Genomic DNA, 22,050 nt, shown 5'->3' on the forward strand with positions numbered 1-22,050 from the left:
AAATAAAAGAAATTTTCCAAAAAACACGCCACTATACTGATTTTCCTTTCAGGATAGCGGCGTGTTTTAGTTTTTTTTCAGACTGACCAACATCAGTCATTTTGACAAGTTTTCTAGGAATTCGTCGCCCCAGTCACAAATTGCATAAACGACATTATCCAGTCTTTTCCCAATATCAGTTAGCTTGTACTCAACTTTTGGTGGCATTTCTTGATAGACTACTCTTTCAATCACCTTGTCGCGTTCTAATTCTCTGAGTTGTCGAACGAGCATCCGTTGATTAATATCTGGCAACAAGCGCTCAAACTCGCTTAATCGTAGCACTTCCTTTTGCAATAAATGATAAATGATGGGAATCTTCCATTTACCACCGATAATCGATAGCGCCAAATCCTTTGTTGTATAGAATTCCTTGTTATTAAATTCGATAAGCATAGTATCCCTCCATTCAGACTTTTGAACTGAATCATTATTAAAGATAACGCTATTAAAGATACCATAGTATGGTTAAGTTCAGAAAAACTTTGCACCTTGGATAGGAAAGTCACCTTTTATATATTTCATTAGACGAAAAAGGCTGAGACATGATGATCTCAACCCCATTTTGCCTTATTGTGCTAAAAAACTGTTACATATCTACATCTCTAAAGTTGGCTTCTACAAAGGCAGCTTCTTGTTCATCATCTGATAAGGCATAGGCTTCCCCGATATCCCCATCTTTGTTGTTCCACACGTAATTGTGGGCGTAAACAGCATTTGAGAAGTCCCCTTCATCCCAAGCGGTTAACACTTCAATGTAGAAAGGATAGTGTTCAGAGTCACTAAATGCTTCAGCTTGTTCAAGCATGATAGCGATTCTTTCTGGTGTGATTTCTAACGCACCCTGTTTCGAGTTGGCTTGAACTTTTTGATGGGTCATATAGTGGATGGCATTTAGAAATTGGCTTTCTTGGGTAATATCCATATGCAACCAAGAACCATATAATTCTCTACCCATTAAAACCTTGGTATCCGCTTCTTGAGCAAGCGCTTTTTCGATTTCTGAACCTTCATCTTCTGAATCCTCTGCTTCTTCAGATTCGCTCTCTTCTGATTCAGATGAAGCACTTGATTCTGAACTTGAAGCTGTAGAACTTGTAGACGACGCTACTGAACTTGACGCGGCGGTGGTACTCGATTCGCCTGATTCACTTACACTAAAGTAGACCACAGCAACAATCCCACCCGCGACTACTAGTGCTAAAAAAATTAAAAATGCATTTAATACCTTTTTCAACGATACATCCTCCCAAAATACTTTTTCTTCATCTACAAATTCTGTTGAATTGACACCCCGTTCTCCCTACAAGGTGTCATTGTTCACTAGAAAAATACCCATTTCTTGATTGAGTCGATAATGACTGTCTAAGCAGGTGCTTATTTTCAGTCAAATTTATGGCGCGTTACTTTCATCTAACTCCTCCCAAACTTTATTTTCGAAATAATTTAAAGCCCTCTTCATCCATTTCAACCACCTTATCATAAACGGCACCATAATTTAACTTCTTTTCTTAATAAATACGAACTTATTATTATTTGAGTGGTCTAAGTCAAATTGATAACCGTCAGCATCGAATTTTTGAATATCTGTAAGATTTTTAATTTGATTGCTCGCTAAAAAGGCAACCATCTTACCTCGCCCTTTTTTAGAAATGGTTGAATGTTTTTTCAATCCATCTGTCTTATTTGGGTCGTATTCGTAGAATTCAAAGTCGACCCAATGGTAGCGCCCTTGGTCCAACATCACTGAAAACTCCTGGCTCGCCAGATTTAAGACTGTCTCTCCCTTTTCAAAAAAAGCATTAAAATCACTTCCCCATAGGTGGCGCAAGTTTTGGCCGTCGACTTTAAGGGGTGTATTGAAGTCGAGTCTGTAGGGGCGGATGGGGTCGGTGGCTTTGATTGGGCCGTATAAGGCGGATAGGATGCGGAAATGTTGGTCTAAATAGCTTGCGATTTCTGAATCTTCTAAATTTAATTCGATTTGACGGAAGGCTAAGCCGTTATAGAGGTCTAGCGCTTTGTAAGCAGGACCCGTATTTAAGTGTCGGATATAGTCTTTGACTTGTGACACTTGTTGGTCAGAAATTTTGTACAATTTCTTTAGCTGGTCGTCTGACAGGGCTTGTAGGCTTTGGATAATGGCTTGGGTTGTTGCTGAATATTTCGGTTTATCTGTTGATATTTTATCTACTTTCATTTCTTTGGCTGGGGCAAAAATAATTTTCATTGTTCACTCGTCCTAACACTTATAATCTATGGTCCTAGTTTAGCTTATTCTGTAACGATTGACCAAATAATTGCCATGTGTATTGTTAGCAACTTTTCATTAAATAAGGAGTTAACAAAATCTGAATACTGAAATTTTAGCATTTTTATTTTTAGCAATGCCCTTCCTTCAACTCAAGTCATTTTCAAATTTCCTTTTACTTTCAGCCACAAATTCCGTATACTAAAAAAGTAAAGTCAATTTCAATGACAAATGAAAGCCATAAATTTTTAAGAAATCGAGGATCGTTTATGAGTGCGGTAGCCGCAAACTAAGTTATTCAAATCAGAAGTAAGATCATTACCGGGACGGACATTTAGTCACCCGCTTTTCAACATGGTTTCATTTCTAACTTAGAAGGTGCCTACCTCACTTTACAAACATGCTGGATATTGGAATGCCCCTAGATGAACTAGGTCTATTTCCCTATCCCTCTTGATTTGAAGCTACGGTGGCCCGTGGCTTCTTTTTATACCCACATATCATTGAAATACTGGGAGGTTCCCTTCAATTCGCCCTAAGTAAAATTGCCTATTGATGAGGAGACATATACATGAATCAAAACACCTATGAAAAATTACAATACGAGGCCTTTAAAGCCATGGTCCGTTCTTACTGTGTCAGCGAACTTGGTGGTCAATTAATCGACAAATTAACCCCGTCTACCAATCTTGACGTGGTTCAATTACGGCTAAAGGAAACCTCTGAAGCTCGCGCCATTATTGATACCGGGTCATCCGTCCCCTTTATGGGGGTCACTAACCTAGACCACACCCTGACCAAGTTGGACAAGGGAATTGTCCTGACCGCCAACGAACTTTTCGCGGTAGCTGAATTCCTGCGGGGGTGTCGTCGGATAGCTAGCTTTATGGACAGGCATACCTTTATCGCCCCAAACCTTGCCCAATACGCCCAATCAATGACTGACCTCCGCCAGATTGAGGAGGAAATTCATTTTGCCATTAAAAATAATCAAGTAGATAGCGAGGCTAATCGTGATTTGAAACGTGCTCGCCACCATATACAAACGGCCGAAGACAAAATTAAGGATCGCCTAAACAAATTTCTGACCAGCGCTAGCAATAAGTCTTCCATCCAGGAATTCGTCGTGGCCTATAAGAACGACCACTACACCATTCCCATCAAAGCTTCCTACAAAAATCAAGTTCAAGGAACAGTGATTGAAATGTCACAAAAGGGCACAACGATTTTTGTTGAACCTAACGTGGTCAGCAAATTATCCGCCGAGCTAGATGGCTTGCGTGCCGAGGAAGCCATGCTTGAATACCAGATTTTAGCTGGTTTAACCGGTTTGATCGTTGAAAATACTCAACTGATTCGAGTTAATATTGAGTTAATCGCTCAGTACGACATGATCTTCGCCAAAGGGAAACACAGTCGCCATATTGACGGCATTGCCCCCTCAACCAACGATTATGGCTACATCAACCTAGTAGACGCCAAGCACCCCCTATTAACAGGGCCAGTCGTACCTTTGAATTTCACCATTGGAGACGACTACCGAAGCTTGGTCATTACCGGACCAAATGCCGGTGGGAAGACCATCGTCTTAAAAACGGTCGGGTTAGTGACCCTCGCTACCATGTCAGGTTGTCATATTGCCGCTAGCCCTGAAACAGAAGTGGCTGTTTTTGACCAGACTTTCGTCAACCTTGGGGACAACCAAAGTCTTGAAAATGCCTTATCCACATTCTCATCGCATATGAAGAATTTATCGGATATTTTGCGCGTGGCCAACAACAATACCCTGTTGCTGTTTGATGAAATCGGCAGCGGGACTGAACCCAATGAAGGTGCCGCCCTAGCGATTGCCATTTTAGAAGAGTTTTACCTGAAGGGTGCGATTACCGTTGCCACCACCCATTACGGTGAAATCAAGGACTTTTCAGACCAGCATCCAGATTTTATGAATGCCGCCATGCAGTTCCAGAATAAAAGTCTAGAACCTACCTATAAATTATTGATGGGTCAATCCGGCGCCAGCAATGCCATGTGGATTTCCCGGAAAATGGCCATTCCTGAGCATCTCTTACAGCGAGCAGAAGGCTACCTAATTGATAAAAACTACCAATTTGACCTGGTAAAAGACAGTAAAGTCAGAAAAGCAAAATTCAGTAAACTAGGAGACGCCCTTTTCACTGACTACCAAAAAGGTGACCGAGTGACCTTACTTGAAACTGGCCAATCTGCTTTAATTTATTCACAGGTGGATAAATACCATCAAGTAACAGTGTATGTTGCCGGTGAGTATATGGATATCCACGTCCGGCGCCTACAATTAGCCGAAAAAGCCAGCGACTTATACCCAGATGGTTACAATTTAGACAATCTATTTGTGGATTACGCTACCCGTAAACTCAATCACGATATTGAACGCGGATCGAAAAAAGCCCTGCGGAAAATCCATAAAGAGTTGCGCCATGAGGATTAAGTTCAGGATCTAGTATCGGATTAAATAAAGAACGGGACAAAAATTGCCCACCACTTCCATTCTGGCTATTGAAAGCCGATTAAAAAAGCATTGCCTGAAATTTCGGGCAATGCTTTTTTTTCGTTATTTTTACCAAATATTCCAGGGATAAGCTTCTGGAAAAGTTGATTCTGCAGCGATTGGGGTCTTTTGAACAGGATGGGTTAAGGTCAGACTATTAGCCCATAAAGCAATTTGTTGGCCCGCTTTACTGTATTGTGCACCATATTCTTAATCCCCCCAAATAAACGTACCAATTCCTGCCAGTTGAACCAGAATTTGATGGGGAGCGGCCGGTCTGTAACTTTACGCTAAGTAGACTGAGTCCGTCTCTAGATGGGATCACACTATAATCTAGCACGGCCTTTTTCCCTTCCTTATGGTTCTCTGAAACAATTGACACTTTATTCTTTTGTCGGTTTTTGTACAGGTAATCCACAAGGCGGCTGCTAGCCTGTTTCGTATTCCCATTGACCACCGCCAAAGTAGTAATAAAATTAATACGTATTTCCAACATTGCTACAGCAATAAGTTTTTCTTTATAAAAACCTTTGACATTTTATATTGTTCTTGGTCTTTTTGAGTTGTTAAATAAGTTGTGATAGGCAATCGATAATAATTAATCTTTTAAGAGTAAATTTAATCCAGTTATCGACATTATACTTTTCTTCTCCGATAAAAATGAAAACGTTTTATGTATCTTTCTTTATTTTTCGTCAAATGTTATGATAAATATTGGATTAAAAAAATATATATTATCTAATAAAAATTTCATTTAGTGGATATTTTTATTTTTCTATGGTTAGGGAGGAAGTTTTTATGAAAAAGCAATATGCTTTTTATGCGGTAACGGCGGCACTAGTTGTAGCCATTTCTTTATTTATCATTATTCCTGTTCCTGCATCGAACGGATTCTTCACATTTGCTGATGTGGGGATTGTGACGGCTTCATTAGTCTTTGGACCAGTGGGCGGACTCGTTGTCGGTGCCATGTCTGGTGGGTTAATTGACTTACTCTCAGGCTATGCACAGTGGATTATCTTCTCAGCAGTTATCCACGGAGCGCAAGGATATATTGCTGGTTTGGCCAAAGATAAAGGCCGTAAAGAAAAAGTATTATACTTAGTTTTATCCGCTGTTGTGATGATTGTCGGTTATGCGATTGCTAGCTGGATCTTATATGGTACGGTTGCTGCAGCGATTGCTGGCTTGTTCACTAATATTCTACAATCTGGTGTAGGGGTCTTGATCGCTATTCCAATCAGTATCCGATTAAAACCAGTTATTGAACGCTACTTATAGGTTGAATATGTAGTTAAAAGGAAATGACCACTAGCTCGAACCTCGAGTTAGTGGTCATTTTTGATTTGATAGCTATTGTTGGCCCCTTGTCTCGGGTCAATAAGGTAAAAACCTAAAAATAGACCCAAATCTTGCGAAACGCAGCACTTTTCGCCTCCCAGCGAATAAGTTATGAAGGGGAATAACATGAAAAAATAGTCCAAGCAATTTATTTTAAACCGCTTGGACTATTTATACTTACACGCCAGATTCAAATATACGTTTTATTTTCCGTATCATTAGACCCTTTCAGGTATGAATAATCGTTGCTCATTATCTTCTGTTACGATATATAGCAACTCTTGATCTTGATTGGACAAAGAGATGACTTCATTTATCATTTCATCGATATCTCTATTACGAGATAGAGCTTCAATAGTAGTCGATAATTCCTGATTTATATCGGCTAGTCTTTCTTCAACTTTGGCTACTTCTCGCTTAGGCAAACCTGTTACGACGGACTTAAGCCCCTTACTTGACGCCTCACCAATATTTTTTGAAAACTGTCCAACAGACCCAGAAAGCTTCTCAACTTGTCCAGGTAATTTTAATCCCTTTTTCTTAGCTTTGTCTTCATTCTTATCCTTTTTCAAAAACGGTAAGTTGCTAGACTTTTCGCTAAAACTTTCCAGAAATTTCTCAGATCCCTCTAGTCGATTCGTTTTATGGGCCAACTCTTCATTTTTTTGTTGAACGATGACATCATAAATATCTTCTAGTTTCGTTTCATAATTTAAAATAGAAACTATTCGCAAATTTTTCTTTAAGTTCTTCAGTTCGCGCTTTAATTAATTCATTTGAATTACCCAGTTTTATTCGAACACTAATTTCTATTAAATCAGCATATAAGGATAATTTATCTGTTTCAAAGGCATATTTTATTGCATAGTTAATATCACCTATCAATTTGTCTTCTGTTTTTTGATTATTCTTCTGCAGTAAGTCTTGTTCATATCGTTTCAATCTTTGCTGGAACTGTTCATAGATACTCGTAATTTCAATTTTAAGATGTCTGATTTGGCCGATATCCGCTTGATCTACCATTTTACGCTTAGCAATTTCTAGTAAACCTTTACTTGCAGATATTATCTTGCCTATAATTTCATCTTCATGCATATTAAAAAGCACGTCTAATTTTTCATCGATAGCAGAAATTTGACTATTAATTTCATTAAGATAATAGGTACTTGAAGCAAAAGCCATGGCTTGCATACCAATTCCTAAAACCATTGCAGGGTTAATAGCGTTTGGCATATTTATTTCAGAAAAGCCAGCATGACTAATTAAATGATTTTCGCTGTCTCTCACCATAGTCGTAAAGGTATTATCTACTTTAAAATGAGATAATTTTTCAGGACTTACTGTAGCTGTATATAAGCCATTTGGATAAGTTTCTAAGATTTGTTCAAATGCCATACTGTTGGTCTTAAAAAATACTCCAGCATCTACTAAACTTCCCCCTATTAATGAAGTAGTACCTAAATTAACTTCTTTAAATTTTTTACCGAAACTAATTTTTCCTTCTGACGCTCTCTCAAATTGTAGCTCATTTCCTGAGGAATCAACCATAACATTAACTTCATTATTCTTTGATGGTGTATTCTCCGTCATAGCAATCGTCTCCCAAACTGTTTAATTATATATATTATATTAAAAGTTACAGGGAATACAATCTTAATATGTGCAGTTTACTAATAAGTTTAAAATAAATTACTTGGCTTTGATTGCCTAAATATATGTACCGCATTCAATTGCCAATATGGCATAAATCAATGAATCCGTCCACTCACCCTTAGGCCAATAATCTTGGATAAAATGAACTTCCTTTCGCATGCCCAGTCGCTCACATAAAGCTGCAGAACTTATTTTTCTAGCATCCAAATTCGCGCCACTATGCGATGAATATTAGATTGGTCTAATACGGTAGCTATCAGAACATAGACAGCTTCCTTGGCATAGCCTTCTCCCCTAAAACCTTTTGAGAAAGTATAGCCAATCTCCACCGTTTCTTGCATGTCTGTATAAGTCACAAACAAATTGCCGATAACCTTGGCATCTATAACTACCGCCAAATCTTAATTTTTTCAGTTAATCCATATCATGCGACTGTATTTCCCATCTATGTTATGATGAAATTAATCAAAACTAACGGAGGTATTTAGAATGAGCCAAGTACTTGTTGAAATTTGTTTACGTGTGAGAGATATTGATGCGACTTTAGATTTCTATACAAATCTATTTGATTTTGAGGTAGCTAGCCGCAGAGAGTTTCCGGAGAATAAATTTGATTTAATCTACTTAAACTCACCAGGTTCAAATGTCCAAATTGAGTTGACTTACAACTATGATGCAGATCCATACACAATTGGCGACGGCTTTAGCCATTTAGGTGTAACTGTTGATGATTTAGAAGCTATGCATGAAATTTGTAAAGCATCTGCTTATGAAACTGGCGACTTAAAAGGTCTTTCAGGAGGCACACCTTCATACTTCTTCGTAACTGACCCAGATGGTTACAGAATTGAAGTTAAACGTAAAAAATAATTACCCATTCCTATAAAACAAAAGGCGTTACCCTAGTTTACTCTGAACTGCACCCTGTCAAGTAGACAGGTAAATAAACAAAATTTTTGTGCCATGTATGATACTTTTCATCCATGGCTTTTTTTATGCCGGAATGCTTAAGCCCATTTTTAACGTCACCCGTTGAGTGTTATAAAACCCAATATATTGTTTAATATCATTCTCTAATTCTTCAAAGCTCACATAAGTCTTCAGCCGATACATTTCTTCTTTAATAATTCCCCAAAAGTTCTCCATTGGACCGTTATCAATGCATTTCCCCACACGAGACATACTGTGGGTGAGTTGATGTTTCTTCACAAAATTATTAAAGTCGTATGACGTGTATTGATATCCCCGATCGCTATGAATAAGCGTTTGGGTTGATATAATCTTGTCTTCAATTTGGCGAACTGTATCACGAACTAAGGCATTATCATTACGTTTCGATAGTTTAAAGGCTACGATCTTATTTTCGCCATAATCCAATATGGCACTAAGATAAGCTTTGGCGTTCTCTCCATACTTAAATTCAGTCACATCGGTTAATAAGACTTCCATCGATTGATAGTCCTTTCGGAATTCTCTATTGAGGACATTATCGGCGATATGTGCAGGATTGTGGGGCTTGTAACGATATCGTTTCCGACGGATAACAGCTTTCAAGTTCAGTAATTTCATCAAACGATAGACACACTTATGGTTTACTTTAGCGTTCATGAAGTAGTTCAGATAGATAGTTATTCGACGATAGCCATAAATACCTTTATGCTTTTCATAGACTTGAAGGATTAATTCAACAAGCTTTCGAAGCCGTTTTTCCGACGCAGTCGGCTTGCGTTTCAACCACTTATAATAACCCGCTCTGCTCACACCCAAAGCATCACAGAGATGGATTACTTTGTATCCTTCTTTTTGTAGTTTCTTGATCGTTTGGTATTCCGCTTCATACCTCGTTTGCGTGACATCAACTCTCTTTCCACTTCTTCTAACTTTTTTAACGCTACGTTCTCCGTTTCTAGATACTCATTTCGTGCTCTTAAAGCTGCATTTTCAGCCCGGATTCTTTCTTCTTCCGTTTGAACAGAGTTTGGTTTGCCGCGACCTCGTCCATCTACTAGTCCGTCAGGACCATGCTTCTTATATTTTTGAACCCATGAATACACGTTATTGTAGGATACCTGATACTTCTCAGCAGTTTTTTTATAAGATAAACTATTAGCTAGGCAGTCTTGGACTATTTTGATTTTTTCTTCTTGTGTTGATTTTTTATCTGTCATCGTATACACCTCGGATTTTGGAGAATAGCTCCTCATTTCTTCCCCTTTAGTATACTTGTTTATCCAGCTCCTGACAGTATCAACTTTTGGGATATTATATTTAACAGCTAGCTGACCTATAGGTAATCTATCTTCTAAATATTCTTTCACGACTAAGTCCTTAAATTCTTTGCTATATTTATTGTACTTAGATTTAACTTGAATCCCACTAATTCCATGCTCTTGGTATCTTAAGACTTTATCCCAAAAGGACGTCCAATTAATTAATAAACCATAGGCTTCTTTTAATTCTTTGAAACTGATTCCTTCATTCAGATACATCAAAATATATCTTTCGATTTCTTCAGTTGTATGTTTACTGTTTGAACGCATAAAAATCCCCCTAAAGTAATTTTTCTTTTTTAAGTGTCTACTTTAGGGGGAGCATATCACTCGCTAAGGTAACGCCTTTTGTTTTATTATTCCGCCCCTATTCAAATGTCAATTTCGTACGCTTCTTGATACGTATAAAAATAGTATATGTGGTCCCTTTATAGATAGACAAGATGGTTTTAGTCTAGTTGAATTATCCATGGTGAAGTAGCGGTATTTTCGTTACTAGTCACCTTTTGCCTTCAGCATCAACTTTTACCAATATTTCCTAGAGCATGCTACCTTAGGGCTGCCTGCATTTCATGGACATAGTCATAAATGTAAGTTTTTGCTTCTTCACCGTGAGCTTCAACTAAACGCACAATCCCGCTTCCTACAATGACGCCATCTGCTTTGGCTGAGATATCTTTCACCTGACTTGGCTGGTTAATCCCAAAACCAACGGCTACTGGAATATCTGAAACAGCACGAATTTCCGCCACCATGGCAGAAATATCCGTTGTGATATTAGACCGCACACCAGTAACACCCATAGACGACACTAGATAGATGAAGCCTTCTGCCTTTTCGGCAACATCTTTAATCCGGTCTTTAGAGGTCGGTGCAATCAAAGTAATGACTTCAATCCCGTATTGATTCGCAACAACTTTCACCTCGTCATCTTCCTCAAAAGGCAAGTCAGGAATGATAATACCAGAAACACCAATTTCTTGGCATTTAGCGAAAAACTTATCATAACCATACACAAAAACCGGGTTTAAGTAGGTCATAAAAACTAATGGCACATGGATTTGATCTTGCAATGAAGCTACCATGTCAAAGACATTATTCAAGCGCACCCCTGCTGATAAAGCCCGGACACTCGCATTTTCTACAACTGGCCCTTCAGCGATTGGATCTGAGAAAGGAATCCCGATTTCAATCAAGTCTGCCCCTGCTTCTTGGGCGGCTAAGATATTTTCAGCTGATTGGTCCAGGTTGGGATCGCCTGCCATCAAATAGGTGATAAAGGCTTTTTTATTTTGGAATGCTTCAGCTATTTTACTCATAAATCTCTTCTCCTTTATAACGGGCAATGGCTGCCACATCCTTGTCCCCACGTCCTGATAGACAAATCACGATGCTTTGGTCTGGTGACAATGTAGGCGCCAATTTTTGGGCGTAAGCAACAGCGTGGGCAGATTCAATCGCTGGAATAATCCCTTCCATTTTAGAGAGGTATTCAAAAGCTGCCACTGCTTCATCATCTGTTACTGGTACGTATTCCGCACGGCCAACTTCATTTAAACGGGCATGTTCTGGCCCAATCCCTGGGTAGTCAAGACCCGCTGAAATCGAATAAACTGGGGCGATTTGACCATATTCATCTTGGCAGAATAAACTCTTCATACCGTGGAAAATACCTGTCGTCCCCTTGGCCATAGTCGCTGCATGTTGAGTCGTATGAATTCCTTTTCCAGCCGCTTCACAACCAATTAAACGAACCCCTTCGTCTTCAATGAAGTGGTAGAAAGTCCCGATAGCATTAGACCCACCACCCACGCAAGCAATGACTGCATCCGGCAATTGCCCAAGATTTTTCTGGAATTCATCTTTAATTTCACGAGAAATCACACTTTGGAAGTCCCGCACCATAGTTGGATATGGATGAGGCCCCATAACTGAACCTAGGACATAATGGGTATCCTCCACCCGATTACTCCATTCACGCATAGTTTCGTTCACCGCATCCTTCAAGGTTTTGGTTCCCTTAGCCACGCTGTTCACCTTAGCCCCTAACAATTCCATCCGAAAGACATTCAAAGCTTGCCGGTCTGTATCTTCTTGCCCCATAAAAATTTCACATTCCATCTTCAACAAGGCCGCCGCTGTTGCTGTCGCCACCCCGTGCTGACCAGCCCCAGTTTCTGCAATTAAACGGGTTTTCCCCATTTTTTTCGCCAACAAGGCTTGCCCTAGGACGTTATTAATTTTGTGCGACCCGGTATGGTTCAGGTCTTCTCTTTTTAGATATACCTTGGCCCCGCCTAAATCTGCCGTCATATTCTCTGCATAATACAAACGCGACGGACGACCAGCATAATCATTTAATAAAGCAGTCAATTCTTTCTGAAAGTCTGGATCATTTTTATAAAAATTGTAGGCTTCCTCCACCCGTTGCACTTCAGCCATCAAGGTTTCTGGAATATACTGGCCACCAAAGTCGCCGAATCTACCATTAGTCATGTGTTACCTCCCGTATTTTTGCTACGAATTCTTGCATCTTCACTGGATCTTTGACCCCATCAGTTTCAAGTGACGACGACGCGTCTACCGCATAAGGCCGAACCACTTTTAAGGCCTTTTCAATATTATCAACCCCTAGACCTCCAGCCAGGAAAAAGGGCATATCTTGGTATGCTGAAACCATCTGCCAGTCAAATACCTTTCCTGAACCACCGCGGCTAGGACTCAAGCTGTCGAATAACAAATAGGCCGCTTGACTCGGATCCACCTCTAAGTCATTCCCAACCGCAACCGATTGGATAATATCTTGGTCAACTTGACCCTTCAACTGTTCGATATAGCCCTGATCTTCTTCACCGTGTAACTGAACCAAATCAATGGTCCCAGCCTGACAAATGGCCACAATCTCGTCAATTGGGGCATTCACAAAAACGCCCACCGTTTGAATATCGGCCGCTAAATTACGTCTAAATTTTGCTGCTAAATCAGGGGATACATATCGCTTGGTTTCTGGCACAAAGATAAAACCTACAAAATCTGGTTTAGCCGCATTCGCCGCCTCAATATCTTCCGGCCGTCTCAAGCCACAAATTTTCACCTTAACCATTATAATGCTCCTTTAAGTTCACTTAATTTCGCTTGCTTATCGCCCGCCAACATCATAGATTCACCGATTAAAACCGCATCCACTCTGTTGTCATGCAATAATTTGATATCTGCAGCTGTCTTAATCCCACTCTCAGCCACAAAGACCGTGTCATCCGGCGTCAGATTTCTCAAGCGAATAGAATTTTGGAAATCCACTTCAAAGTTATGTAAATTCCGGTTGTTGACCCCGATAATTCGGCTGCCGGCTTCAATGGCCATGGCGATTTCGTCTGCGTCATGGGCTTCCACTAAAACCGACAAGCCCAATTCGTCCGCTAAGGCAATGTATGCGGCCAACTGGTCTGGACTTAAAATTGCACAAATCAATAATATGGCGTCCGCCCCGATTGCCCGGGCTTGGTAAATTTGATAAGGGTCGATCACAAAATCTTTCCGCAAAATAGGAATAGCCACTGCTTGGCTAATTTCCCTTAAATATTGGTTGTGCCCTTGGAAATAATCTTCTTCCGTTAAAACCGACAAGGCCGTAGCCCCAGCAGCTTGGTAATCTTTGGCAATTTCTACATAAGGGAAATCTTTGGCGATTAAACCCTTTGATGGCGATGCTTTCTTCACTTCGCATATAAAGGACATCTCTCCTTCTTTCAAGGCTTGTTCAAAAGCAAAAGGTGGCAAATGACGGTCTGGTAAAGTCGCTAACAAGTCTTCCAAAGGTGTTTTCAGCTTGTCTTCGGCTACCCTTTTCCCCCGAGCGCGGACGATCTCATCTAAGATACTCATGCAGTGACCTCCTGACCAATACGGTTTGTTGCGGCAATAAATTCGTCTAATTTGGCTTTAGCTTTACCTGAATCAAGCATATCTTCAGCCAGACGGACACAGTCACGTAAAGACAGTTCATCTTTTCCCATGTACAGGCAGCAAGCCGCGTTCATGACAACGATATTGCGGCGGGCACCTTGTTCACCGTTTAAGATATCTAAAGCGATCTGAGCATTCTCTTCTGGATCACCACCGATAAGCTCACTTAATTGACCGCGTTCAAGGCCGAATTGTTCTGGGGTGATAAAGTAGCTAGTCACCTTACCATCATTGACTTCGCAAATGGTTGTGGTATCCGTAATGGTAATTTCGTCCAAGCCGTCATGACCGTGCACCACCATAGCGCGTTTCACATTCAATTGGTTTAATACTTGAGCAAGTGGTTCCACTAATTTCTCGTCGTATACACCCAATAATTGTTTGGTTGCCCCAGCTGGATTGGCTAAGGGACCTAAAATATTGAACATCGTACGAGCTCCTAATTGTTTACGGACAGGCGCCACATGTTTCATGGCTGAATGGTAAGTTTGGGCGATCATAAAGCAGAAGTCTGTTTCCTCTAAGATTTGTGCACTTTGGTCCGCCGTTAGGAAAATGTTTGCGCCCAAGACTTCCAATACATCCGCTGACCCACATTTACTCGATACGGACCGGTTACCATGTTTGGCTACCGCAACACCAGCAGCCGCAACGACAAAGGCAGAAATGGTTGAAATATTGAAGGAGTTTAGTTCATCCCCACCCGTCCCAACAATATCAAGAACGTCTTTTTTTGCGGATAATTTAAGACCCTTATCACGCATGACTTCAGCTGAAGCAGTAATTTCATCAATTGTTTCACCCTTCATCCGCAAAGCCGCAAGGTAAGCACCCATCTGACTGTCAGTAGCTTCCCCTTCCATCATCTGGTTCATGACTTGGCCTGCTGTTTCTTTAGATAAATCATTGCCTGAGAATAATTCGTTAATCGCCTTGTTAATCATGTGTGTTTCCTCCTACTTTAAGAAAATTCTGAATCATCGTCTCGCCTGAAGGTGTTAGTATCGACTCGGGATGGAACTGGACGCCAAACATTGGGTATTCACGGTGACGGACAGCCATCACCTCACCCTTGTCCGATTCGGCAATCACCAGTAGCTCATCCGGCATACTTTGTCGGTCCGCAATCAGCGAATGGTAGCGGGCTACTGGCACAACTGGCGGTAACCCTCTAAAAATCTCACTCCCACTCGCCACATGAATGGTCGACTGTTTCCCGTGAACAGCCGGTTGGGCATGAATAATATCCGCCCCGTAAGCTAGACACATCGCTTGAAGACCTAAACAAACCCCTAAAATTGGAAAATGGTCAGCCAATTCTTTGGTGACAGCCACTGTGACGCCTGCATCCTCCGGTCGTCCTGGACCAGGAGAGATAACAATATGTGAGGGATTTAAATCAATAATTTCTTCGATGGTGACTTGGTCATTTCGCACAACTTGGATAGCTTCATCCGTATTCTTGCCGATCAATTGGTAGAGATTGTAAGTAAAGCTGTCGTAGTTATCAATCAGTAAAATCATGGTTATGCCTCCTCGTGTCCTAATGCTGTCATCATGGCTTTGGCCTTGTTCTTCGTTTCTAAGTATTCTTTTTCAGGGTCTGAATCTGCCACAATCCCAGCGCCAGATTGGACAAAGACTTGGTCATTCTTCAAGACAGCCATCCGGATGCCGATACACATATCCATGTTGCCGGCAAAGTCGATATAGCCTAAAGCACCGCCATATGGGCCTCGTTTGGTATTTTCAATTTCATCAATCAATTGGCAGGCCCGAATCTTAGGGGCACCGGATAAAGTACCCGCTGGTAGTGCTGATTTTAAGACATCTAAACAAGTCGCGTTTGGTCTGACTTTGGCCGTTACCTTGGATGAAATGTGGCTGACGTGTGAAAACTGCTTGATGGCTCTGTATTCACTGACTTCTAGGGTACCGAATTCAGCGACCTTTCCGATATCGTTGCGGGCTAAGTCAACAAGCATGTCATGTTCGGCCAACTCTTTTTCGTTTTGCAAGAGGCCTTCAACTAATGCTCTATCTTCCGCATCCGTTGCCCCGCGCGGTACAGTACCGGCTAGTGGGAAGGATGAAGCGACCCCGTTACGAACAGAGACCAGGGTTTCCGGTGATGCACACGCGATTTCTAAGTCATCGAAATGCATGTAGACCATGTAAGGTGACGGATTAATCGTCCGAAGCAGGCGATAAGTTTGGAGTAATGACCCGGCAAATGGGGCCTTAAACCGGTTGGATACCACCGCTTGGAAGATGTCACCCTCCACAATATGGTGTTGGATTTTCTCTACGATACGCTCGTAATCTTCTTGGCTAAACAAAGCTTCAAAGTTGCCCACCTCTTGGGTCAAGTCCTCCTCGCGAACAGGGTTTGGACGCATAATCATCTGCTCCATATCTTTCAAGTCTGTAGCCCCTTGGATGTAGTTTTCTTCTAATTTGTCGGTTTCAATATTGACGATTAAGACAATCTTTTGGCGGAAGTGGTCAAAGGCAATGACTTTATCCATCAACATGAAATGGTAGTCCCGGAAATTTTCTGGGTTATTTTTCGTTAACTGTAGAGATGGTTCCGTATATTTGATGCAGTCATAAGACAAGTAACCAACCAAACCTCCTGTAAAAGGCGGTAAATAATCAATACTTGGACTCTTATAACGGTCAAGGACATCGTTCAAGGATGCTAGTGGATCATCTGCTTGGAAGATTTCTTCATGCTTGCCCTCTCGCACGGTTACTTGACCGTCTGTAGAATAGATCGACACGTTTGGTTTATAGCCAAGAAAAGAATAGCGACTCCAGTTATCTTTATTCACCACACTCTCCAGTAGGTAAAAGTGGTCAGATTGTTTGCTGATCGTTCTTAGCACTTCGATTGAGGTTGCTACATCGGAAAAAATTTCTAAAGCAATTGGGATAATCGTATGGTCTTTCCCTAACTGTCTCGCTTCTTCTAAACTTGGTTTAATCATTGTCGTACGCTCCTTTTAATTCATTATTGAAATCATAAAATTACGGCTAGTCATGACAATTGGGGCGAAAACAACAAAAAAGCACCCATCCATGACTTATACAAGTCAAGGACGGGTGCTCTAAAAACATCCGCGGTACCACCTTGAATTTACAGACACTACGCCTGTACGCTCTGCAGGATACTAACATATCCCTCGCAACTGACGTATGCGTCACGTCGCAGAATAATCAGAAGTTTATCTCCAAATACACTTCCTTTAACTGCGCCCTCCGTGGTCCATTTGATGCACTGCGTTGTGCGAGGCTCTCAGTAATCCCCACTCCCTGTAACTGCACGTTACACCGTTATCTCCACTTCATTGGTTTAAAGTTGTTATTCGATTAGTTAGAGTATAAAGGAACAGGCAAAAATAAGTCAAGGCTTTTATTAAAAAAACATTATAAAACACATCTTCTACTCATATACTAAAGACATTTTAGCAAATAGTCATCGATGTTTATTCCTGATAAGTCCTTTCTATAGGCATTATTTTTATCTTTTATGTTGAATTTCTTTTACTCGACCAACAATGCCATCTTCTAGCATGACCTTAATGCCATGTGGATGATTTTGGGAATTGGTTAGAATTTTACTGACAATACCCGCTGTTAATTTTCCTGAATGTTGGTCTTGCTTTTGAACAATCTTCACTTGGCTACCAATTTGAATATGACTTCTTTTATTTCCTTCATTCATTGTTTTTCCCCCTTTTCTCTTTATTTATCAGAATTATACCATCCAAAACTTCTGCTAGTGTCTACTTCAATTCTTTGAAGTAGCCCTCCGCACCAATACTACCTACACTAGCTCTTTGTTTGAGGTCATTCACACGTAGGTCAGCATAGCTATCATGGGCAATTATATTTAGATTTAAAGCAACTAAGTACCGAATACAAAAAAGATCTGTAAAATATGCGCATAATGGCGGTTAATTTTACAGATCTTTTCGTCTATCTATTTTAGACTATAACTTTATAAAAATCTTTGAATCATTTGCGCGGTTTCTTCATCAATCATTTGTGACTGACTAGCACTTTTGGATATGGAATGGATAATATCCGCTAAGTTGATTTGCTGCATCTCCAATTCGACACTACGTTGCAATTGATCATATTTATCAGCTAAAACACCTTGGATATTACCGCCTACGATACAAGCAGGTGCTGTTTTCTCATCTACACGGAATATTTGCTGTTCTTCATCAATAGCTTGATAAATATCATAAAAGGAAATCGCCGATGCTTCTCTACTTAATTTCGGATTGGCCTTTCCTGATTGACTGGTAATCAGGCCGGCCTTTTTAAGTCTACTCATCATGCGTCTAACAGAAACGGGATTAGCATTCACACTTTTGGCAATCACTTCACTAGATAAGTCTGTACCTTGAAGCATCTCGATATAAACTAGAATATGAATAGCGTCACTAAATTTTACTGAATGTTTCATCTGAATATCCCACCTCTTTTCTCTTGACTTATTATAGCACATTCACTATCATTAACCTGTAACTTTAATTATTACAGGTTTGAAAAAGGAGTGTTTATTCATGAAATATTTAGTAACTGGCGCAACAGGTGCCTTGGGTGCCCACACATTAGACAAATTAAAAACGTTAGTTCCCGTGTCAGATATCCACGTCTTAGCACGTAGCGAAGAAAAAGCTGCGCCACTTGCTGAGGCTGGCTACACAGTACACATCGGCGATTACTTAGATAAAGCATCTTTAAAAGCTGCCTTCACAGGTATTGACCGCTTGTTACTAGTTTCATCAGCACCTGGCACTCGTCAAGAAGAACATCAAAATGCGATTGATGCAGCCAAAGAAGCTGGCGTTAGCTTTATCACCTATACAAGCTTCGCCCATGCAGACCGATCTTCTGCCGAACTAGCAACTGACCACCGTTATACCGAAAAAGCCATCAAAGCATCCGGCATTCCTTTTACAATTTTAAGAAACAACTGGTACTTGGAAAATGAACTACCGCTAGTAGGTGCAGCTTTAAGCAGTGGCAAACTATTATACGCCGCTGAAAATGGAAAAGCTGGTTGGGCATTACGCCGCGAATACGGTGAAGCAGCTGCAATCGTTTTAGCTGGTGAAAAAACTTTCCCTGAAATTCTAGAACTATCTGGTAAACCAGTAGACTACGCGACTTTAACTAAAGCTCTAGCAGAAGCAACAGGTAAAGAAATTGCGCCTTTAGATACTGACGACGAAACATTCGTTAAAAATCTAACTGACAATCAATTACCAGAACCAGTAGCTGGCTTCTTCCTAGCGATTCAAGGAGACATCAAAAATGGTGTATTAGATGTACAATCAGATGACTTTGAAAAAGTATTAGGCAAGCCATTAACACCGCTTGTAGACGCCTTTAAAGAATTACTTCAATAATTCATATCGTTCAATAAACCCTTCTTCAAAAAAAATCAAAAGACCCTACTAGCTAGCCTTAGCGACAACTAGTAGGGTCTCTTTTTTACTACCGTATTGCTTTATAGTCCACATCTGTATAGGAAAAATTAGTAATCAAATTGACCAATTGATCATAAGTTTCAAGACTTATTGCCTCCTTAAATCCATCATAATCATTAACATGGACTTTTCCTATACAACACACGCAAACTCTAGCAATATGTGTCCCAGAACATGGCTTATCACGACAGATCACAGCAATATGATCATGTTCTTTAGGATCCCCTTTCTTACTTCTGTAGAAACGAAAATACGGCATAAAACCTAAGGCACCAATCCCACCTACAAATTCACTAAAACTCACGCATTCATCATTAAACATTCAACACACTCCTAGTTATTTTATTCAATAAAAAAAGCACAACGCGACTCGTCGTGCCAATAACTTGGTTAGACTCATCTATCTCTTTCGAGTTGGAATTAGCACCTTGCCAAAGGTAGGTTGCTGAAGCTTCATAGGGCCAAATCCCTCCACTTGCTCTGAATAAGTTGTGTTCTTTAATTGTATGCGTATTATACCAAATGTATGGATAGATTTCAAATCGTGATGAAATTCGACATTTAAATTAAGATAAGCAATTTTTTATGCGACTTATTTAGCCATTCAATTATGAAGTAAAAATGATGATACTGTTACGCGACGCTAGTTCGACGTTTCAAAACTGTCATCATTCATTTGACATATGGCATATCCTAGCTATCTTCCACATGATAAAACCTCCTATAGCAAGACTGTAATCTCGCTTTAGGAGGCATCTACAAACCATACTAATAGCTAGTATAATCATTACTTATTTAAAAACATACGAAGATTTTATATATAAGACCCTATTCAAATACAGTATGTGTTGCTGCACTAAAATTCCCTACATATGTATACTATAATCATTAAGCACATTCTGTGACCCACTTTATAGGCTATTGTAGTCTATATTATAAGTGTCCCATTGTGACAAGTCGCCTGCTTCTAATCCTTTCTTAAACCATCTTTGCCGTTGCTCAGCAGTACCATGGGTGAAAGAGTCGGGCATCGTACGGCCATAAGCTTTTTCTTGCAAGACGTCATCACCAATGTGATAAGCTGCGTTTAATCCTTCTTCAAGGTCCCCTGCTTCCATCCAATCATTCTCAACAACGTTATGTGCCCATACACCAGCAAGATAGTCAGCTTGTAATTCCATCCGTACAGTCCATTGATTTTGTTCAGTTTGACCAACTTCAGACTGGATTTGTCGAACCTGATTGGAAAGGCCAAGTTGCTGTTGAACATGGTGCCCTACTTCATGGGCGATCACATAGGCCATAGCAAAATCACCACCGCCTCCATAATTTTTAACAAGTTGATTATAGAAATCTAGGTCGATGTAAATAGTTTCATCCGTTGGACAATAGAAAGGACCAACTTCAGATGTGTTATACCCACAAGATGAATTCACAGCATCCTCAAAGATGACCAAATCTGGCGCCTTATAAGTATATCCAGCTTCAGAAAATGCTTGTGTCCAATACTCTTCGGTATCATAAAGGATAACTGAAACAAATTCAGCCAACTCATCTTCAGTAACTGTTTCACTATCTGTTGATCCAGTCTCTGGTAAACTGACCTGACTATTAGGATTGGCTTGAATTTGCGTATTCGATTCCATCTGTCCTGGTAATTGTACCTCTACCTGTCCAGTTTGATCGTTTGTTTGATTATTACTTGAACTAGATTGGTTGCCACCTAATAAAGATGTCCCACCAAATACAAAGAATATAATCAGCAGTAAGATAATCGAACCGCAACCTAAGCTTCTGCCTCCAGTTGAAGTCCCGCGACCACCTGGAAGCTGAATAGGTATTCTACCTCCGGATCGCCCTTGCCCCAAACCACCTAATCCACCATTTCCGGTGTTTCGACCACGCAAGTCTTTTACATTACCACTACGTTTGCGCCCTTGCCATTTCATGGAAATACCCCCTGACAGTTTTCTCCATTATAACATATGTGATATATTCCATGAACAAATGTAATGTAAACGTTCCCCACAATTTATAATAAGGTGGTAATTAAGACTAGCGTCACCCGTAAAAAATACTGAAGTATCTTTTATTGAACTATTACGAAAAAAGTCAATAAAGCAGTAAAGGCGTTGAATATCTTCTACACATTCAACACCTCTATCAATCTATATCTACTTGTATTACTATGTTTAATTTTCTGACTTGATGACTATCTAAAGATGGAAGGAGTGGATGAGATTCTAAATTTTTAAACTTCCTTTAACCTGTCCGAATATGCGTTTAATATCAAGTCGCTTTACCCCGATCACAAGTTTTAATCTTAAAAATCCAGTCTCATATCATACCAAGTTGCGCCACCATGAACTGATTCAGATTTACCTAAATTCTTATATCCAAATTTTTCATCATAAGCAATCAATTCTTTCTCGCAAGTAAGGATACATCCCTTACACCCTTGATTACGTGCATTGGAATGTCAACACATTATTG

At 40.2% G+C, this 22,050-nt stretch carries 22 protein-coding genes, 1 pseudogene and 1 riboswitch; of the genes and pseudogenes, 4 read left to right on the forward strand and 19 right to left on the reverse strand.

Going from position 1 to position 22,050, the window contains the following annotated elements; all coding sequences use genetic code 11:
* Positions 1-96: 96 nt before the first annotated feature.
* From B2V22_RS05450 to yaaA, 3 genes are all read right to left on the reverse strand, one after another.
* Complete coding sequence (locus B2V22_RS05450; RefSeq protein WP_290490941.1) at positions 97-435, reverse strand: winged helix-turn-helix transcriptional regulator; 339 nt, start codon at positions 433-435, stop codon at positions 97-99.
* Positions 436-628: 193 nt separating this feature from the next.
* Entirely contained in the window at positions 629-1,276 is a 648-nt protein-coding gene (locus B2V22_RS05455; RefSeq protein ID WP_290490942.1) for a DUF6241 domain-containing protein, read from the reverse strand.
* Between the two features lie 261 nt (positions 1,277-1,537).
* On the reverse strand, positions 1,538-2,269 hold the full coding sequence (yaaA, locus tag B2V22_RS05460) for a peroxide stress protein YaaA (protein ID WP_290490943.1): 732 nt from the start codon (positions 2,267-2,269) through the stop codon (positions 1,538-1,540).
* Between the two features lie 592 nt (positions 2,270-2,861).
* On the opposite strand from yaaA, the gene B2V22_RS05465 reads away from it, so the two are divergent.
* On the forward strand, positions 2,862-4,760 hold the full coding sequence (locus B2V22_RS05465; RefSeq protein ID WP_290490944.1) for an endonuclease MutS2: 1,899 nt from the start codon (positions 2,862-2,864) through the stop codon (positions 4,758-4,760).
* An 858-nt stretch (positions 4,761-5,618) separates the two neighbouring features.
* Positions 5,619-6,101 carry an ECF transporter S component gene (locus B2V22_RS05470; protein ID WP_290490945.1) on the forward strand — a complete coding sequence of 161 codons (483 nt, stop codon included), beginning with the start codon at positions 5,619-5,621 and terminating at the stop codon, positions 6,099-6,101.
* Positions 6,102-6,379: 278 nt separating this feature from the next.
* Here the strand turns inward: B2V22_RS05470 and B2V22_RS05475 are convergent, their stop codons facing one another.
* The 3 genes from B2V22_RS05475 to B2V22_RS05485 all read right to left on the reverse strand — a co-directional run bounded on the left by B2V22_RS05475 (position 6,380) and on the right by B2V22_RS05485 (position 8,212).
* Positions 6,380-6,895: a hypothetical protein gene (locus tag B2V22_RS05475; protein WP_290490946.1), complete on the reverse strand. Its 516-nt coding sequence runs from the start codon at positions 6,893-6,895 to the stop codon at positions 6,380-6,382.
* On the reverse strand, positions 6,867-7,751 hold the full coding sequence (locus B2V22_RS05480; RefSeq protein ID WP_290490947.1) for a hypothetical protein: 885 nt from the start codon (positions 7,749-7,751) through the stop codon (positions 6,867-6,869). Before B2V22_RS05480 ends, B2V22_RS05475 begins: the two co-directional genes overlap by 29 nt.
* A 251-nt stretch (positions 7,752-8,002) precedes the next feature.
* Complete coding sequence (locus tag B2V22_RS05485; RefSeq protein ID WP_290490948.1) at positions 8,003-8,212, reverse strand: GNAT family N-acetyltransferase; 210 nt, start codon at positions 8,210-8,212, stop codon at positions 8,003-8,005.
* Positions 8,213-8,303: 91 nt separating this feature from the next.
* On the opposite strand from B2V22_RS05485, the gene B2V22_RS05490 reads away from it, so the two are divergent.
* Positions 8,304-8,684 (forward strand): VOC family protein, encoded by a 381-nt coding sequence (locus tag B2V22_RS05490; RefSeq protein ID WP_026466596.1) that lies wholly within the window; start codon positions 8,304-8,306, stop codon positions 8,682-8,684.
* 123 nt (positions 8,685-8,807) lie between these two features.
* Here B2V22_RS05490 and B2V22_RS05495 read toward each other — a convergent pair.
* From B2V22_RS05495 to B2V22_RS05545, 11 genes and pseudogenes are all read right to left on the reverse strand, one after another.
* Positions 8,808-9,641 (reverse strand): annotated as a pseudogene (locus tag B2V22_RS05495) (IS3 family transposase); the annotation flags it as partial.
* Positions 9,599-10,354 (reverse strand): helix-turn-helix domain-containing protein, encoded by a 756-nt coding sequence (locus B2V22_RS08490; protein WP_003143816.1) that lies wholly within the window; start codon positions 10,352-10,354, stop codon positions 9,599-9,601. The gene B2V22_RS08490 and the pseudogene B2V22_RS05495, both read right to left, overlap by 43 nt.
* A 278-nt stretch (positions 10,355-10,632) precedes the next feature.
* Positions 10,633-11,403, reverse strand: coding sequence for a tryptophan synthase subunit alpha (trpA, locus tag B2V22_RS05505; protein ID WP_290490949.1), 771 nt, complete (start codon positions 11,401-11,403; stop codon positions 10,633-10,635).
* On the reverse strand, positions 11,396-12,580 hold the full coding sequence (trpB, locus tag B2V22_RS05510) for a tryptophan synthase subunit beta (RefSeq protein ID WP_290490950.1): 1,185 nt from the start codon (positions 12,578-12,580) through the stop codon (positions 11,396-11,398). Before trpB ends, trpA begins: the two co-directional genes overlap by 8 nt.
* Positions 12,573-13,187 carry a phosphoribosylanthranilate isomerase gene (locus B2V22_RS05515; protein ID WP_290490951.1) on the reverse strand — a complete coding sequence of 205 codons (615 nt, stop codon included), beginning with the start codon at positions 13,185-13,187 and terminating at the stop codon, positions 12,573-12,575. The genes trpB and B2V22_RS05515 overlap by 8 nt, the downstream gene beginning before the upstream one ends.
* On the reverse strand, positions 13,187-13,969 hold the full coding sequence (gene trpC, locus B2V22_RS05520; RefSeq protein ID WP_290490952.1) for an indole-3-glycerol phosphate synthase TrpC: 783 nt from the start codon (positions 13,967-13,969) through the stop codon (positions 13,187-13,189). Before trpC ends, B2V22_RS05515 begins: the two co-directional genes overlap by 1 nt.
* A complete protein-coding gene (gene trpD, locus B2V22_RS05525; protein WP_290490953.1) occupies positions 13,966-14,994 on the reverse strand; it encodes an anthranilate phosphoribosyltransferase in 1,029 nt (342 codons plus the stop codon). The genes trpC and trpD overlap by 4 nt, the downstream gene beginning before the upstream one ends.
* Positions 14,987-15,574, reverse strand: a complete 588-nt coding sequence (locus tag B2V22_RS05530) for an anthranilate synthase component II (RefSeq protein WP_290490954.1) — start codon at positions 15,572-15,574, stop codon at positions 14,987-14,989. The genes trpD and B2V22_RS05530 overlap by 8 nt, the downstream gene beginning before the upstream one ends.
* 2 nt (positions 15,575-15,576) lie before the next feature.
* A complete protein-coding gene (locus tag B2V22_RS05535) occupies positions 15,577-17,040 on the reverse strand; it encodes an anthranilate synthase component I family protein (RefSeq protein WP_290490955.1) in 1,464 nt (487 codons plus the stop codon).
* A gap of 533 nt (positions 17,041-17,573) precedes the next feature.
* Entirely contained in the window at positions 17,574-17,777 is a 204-nt protein-coding gene (locus B2V22_RS05540; RefSeq protein ID WP_290490956.1) for a YwbE family protein, read from the reverse strand.
* Between the two features lie 276 nt (positions 17,778-18,053).
* Positions 18,054-18,527 carry an Rrf2 family transcriptional regulator gene (locus B2V22_RS05545; protein ID WP_290490957.1) on the reverse strand — a complete coding sequence of 158 codons (474 nt, stop codon included), beginning with the start codon at positions 18,525-18,527 and terminating at the stop codon, positions 18,054-18,056.
* A gap of 100 nt (positions 18,528-18,627) precedes the next feature.
* On the opposite strand from B2V22_RS05545, the gene B2V22_RS05550 reads away from it, so the two are divergent.
* Positions 18,628-19,476: an SDR family oxidoreductase gene (locus tag B2V22_RS05550; RefSeq protein WP_290490958.1), complete on the forward strand. Its 849-nt coding sequence runs from the start codon at positions 18,628-18,630 to the stop codon at positions 19,474-19,476.
* A gap of 88 nt (positions 19,477-19,564) precedes the next feature.
* Here the strand turns inward: B2V22_RS05550 and B2V22_RS05555 are convergent, their stop codons facing one another.
* Positions 19,565-19,879, reverse strand: a complete 315-nt coding sequence (locus B2V22_RS05555) for a hypothetical protein (RefSeq protein WP_290490959.1) — start codon at positions 19,877-19,879, stop codon at positions 19,565-19,567.
* A 71-nt stretch (positions 19,880-19,950) separates the two neighbouring features.
* Positions 19,951-20,048: riboswitch (SAM riboswitch) on the reverse strand.
* A 420-nt stretch (positions 20,049-20,468) separates the two neighbouring features.
* Positions 20,469-21,506: a KPN_02809 family neutral zinc metallopeptidase gene (ypfJ, locus tag B2V22_RS05560; RefSeq protein WP_290490960.1), complete on the reverse strand. Its 1,038-nt coding sequence runs from the start codon at positions 21,504-21,506 to the stop codon at positions 20,469-20,471.
* Positions 21,507-22,050: the final 544 nt, after the last annotated feature.

The organism is Aerococcus sp. UBA6277 (assembly GCF_002440555.1).
Taxonomy (GTDB): Bacteria; Bacillota; Bacilli; order Lactobacillales; family Aerococcaceae; genus Aerococcus.

Coding starts and splice junctions, on each gene's coding strand:
- B2V22_RS05470 (WP_290490945.1), top strand. CDS start 5,619: ATGAAAAAGCAATATGCTTTTTATGCGGTAACGGCGGCACTAGTTGTA.
- B2V22_RS05490 (WP_026466596.1), top strand. CDS start 8,304: ATGAGCCAAGTACTTGTTGAAATTTGTTTACGTGTGAGAGATATTGAT.
- B2V22_RS05555 (WP_290490959.1), bottom strand. CDS start 19,879: ATGTTTAATGATGAATGCGTGAGTTTTAGTGAATTTGTAGGTGGGATT.
- trpC (WP_290490952.1), bottom strand. CDS start 13,969: ATGAGTATCTTAGATGAGATCGTCCGCGCTCGGGGGAAAAGGGTAGCC.
- B2V22_RS05480 (WP_290490947.1), bottom strand. CDS start 7,751: ATGACGGAGAATACACCATCAAAGAATAATGAAGTTAATGTTATGGTT.
- B2V22_RS08490 (WP_003143816.1), bottom strand. CDS start 10,354: ATGCGTTCAAACAGTAAACATACAACTGAAGAAATCGAAAGATATATT.
- B2V22_RS05450 (WP_290490941.1), bottom strand. CDS start 435: ATGCTTATCGAATTTAATAACAAGGAATTCTATACAACAAAGGATTTG.
- trpA (WP_290490949.1), bottom strand. CDS start 11,403: ATGAGTAAAATAGCTGAAGCATTCCAAAATAAAAAAGCCTTTATCACC.
- B2V22_RS05530 (WP_290490954.1), bottom strand. CDS start 15,574: ATGATTTTACTGATTGATAACTACGACAGCTTTACTTACAATCTCTAC.
- B2V22_RS05535 (WP_290490955.1), bottom strand. CDS start 17,040: ATGATTAAACCAAGTTTAGAAGAAGCGAGACAGTTAGGGAAAGACCAT.
- trpD (WP_290490953.1), bottom strand. CDS start 14,994: ATGATTAACAAGGCGATTAACGAATTATTCTCAGGCAATGATTTATCT.
- yaaA (WP_290490943.1), bottom strand. CDS start 2,269: ATGAAAATTATTTTTGCCCCAGCCAAAGAAATGAAAGTAGATAAAATA.
- ypfJ (WP_290490960.1), bottom strand. CDS start 21,506: ATGAAATGGCAAGGGCGCAAACGTAGTGGTAATGTAAAAGACTTGCGT.
- B2V22_RS05550 (WP_290490958.1), top strand. CDS start 18,628: ATGAAATATTTAGTAACTGGCGCAACAGGTGCCTTGGGTGCCCACACA.
- B2V22_RS05465 (WP_290490944.1), top strand. CDS start 2,862: ATGAATCAAAACACCTATGAAAAATTACAATACGAGGCCTTTAAAGCC.
- B2V22_RS05515 (WP_290490951.1), bottom strand. CDS start 13,187: ATGGTTAAGGTGAAAATTTGTGGCTTGAGACGGCCGGAAGATATTGAG.
- B2V22_RS05540 (WP_290490956.1), bottom strand. CDS start 17,777: ATGAATGAAGGAAATAAAAGAAGTCATATTCAAATTGGTAGCCAAGTG.
- trpB (WP_290490950.1), bottom strand. CDS start 12,580: ATGACTAATGGTAGATTCGGCGACTTTGGTGGCCAGTATATTCCAGAA.
- B2V22_RS05545 (WP_290490957.1), bottom strand. CDS start 18,527: ATGAAACATTCAGTAAAATTTAGTGACGCTATTCATATTCTAGTTTAT.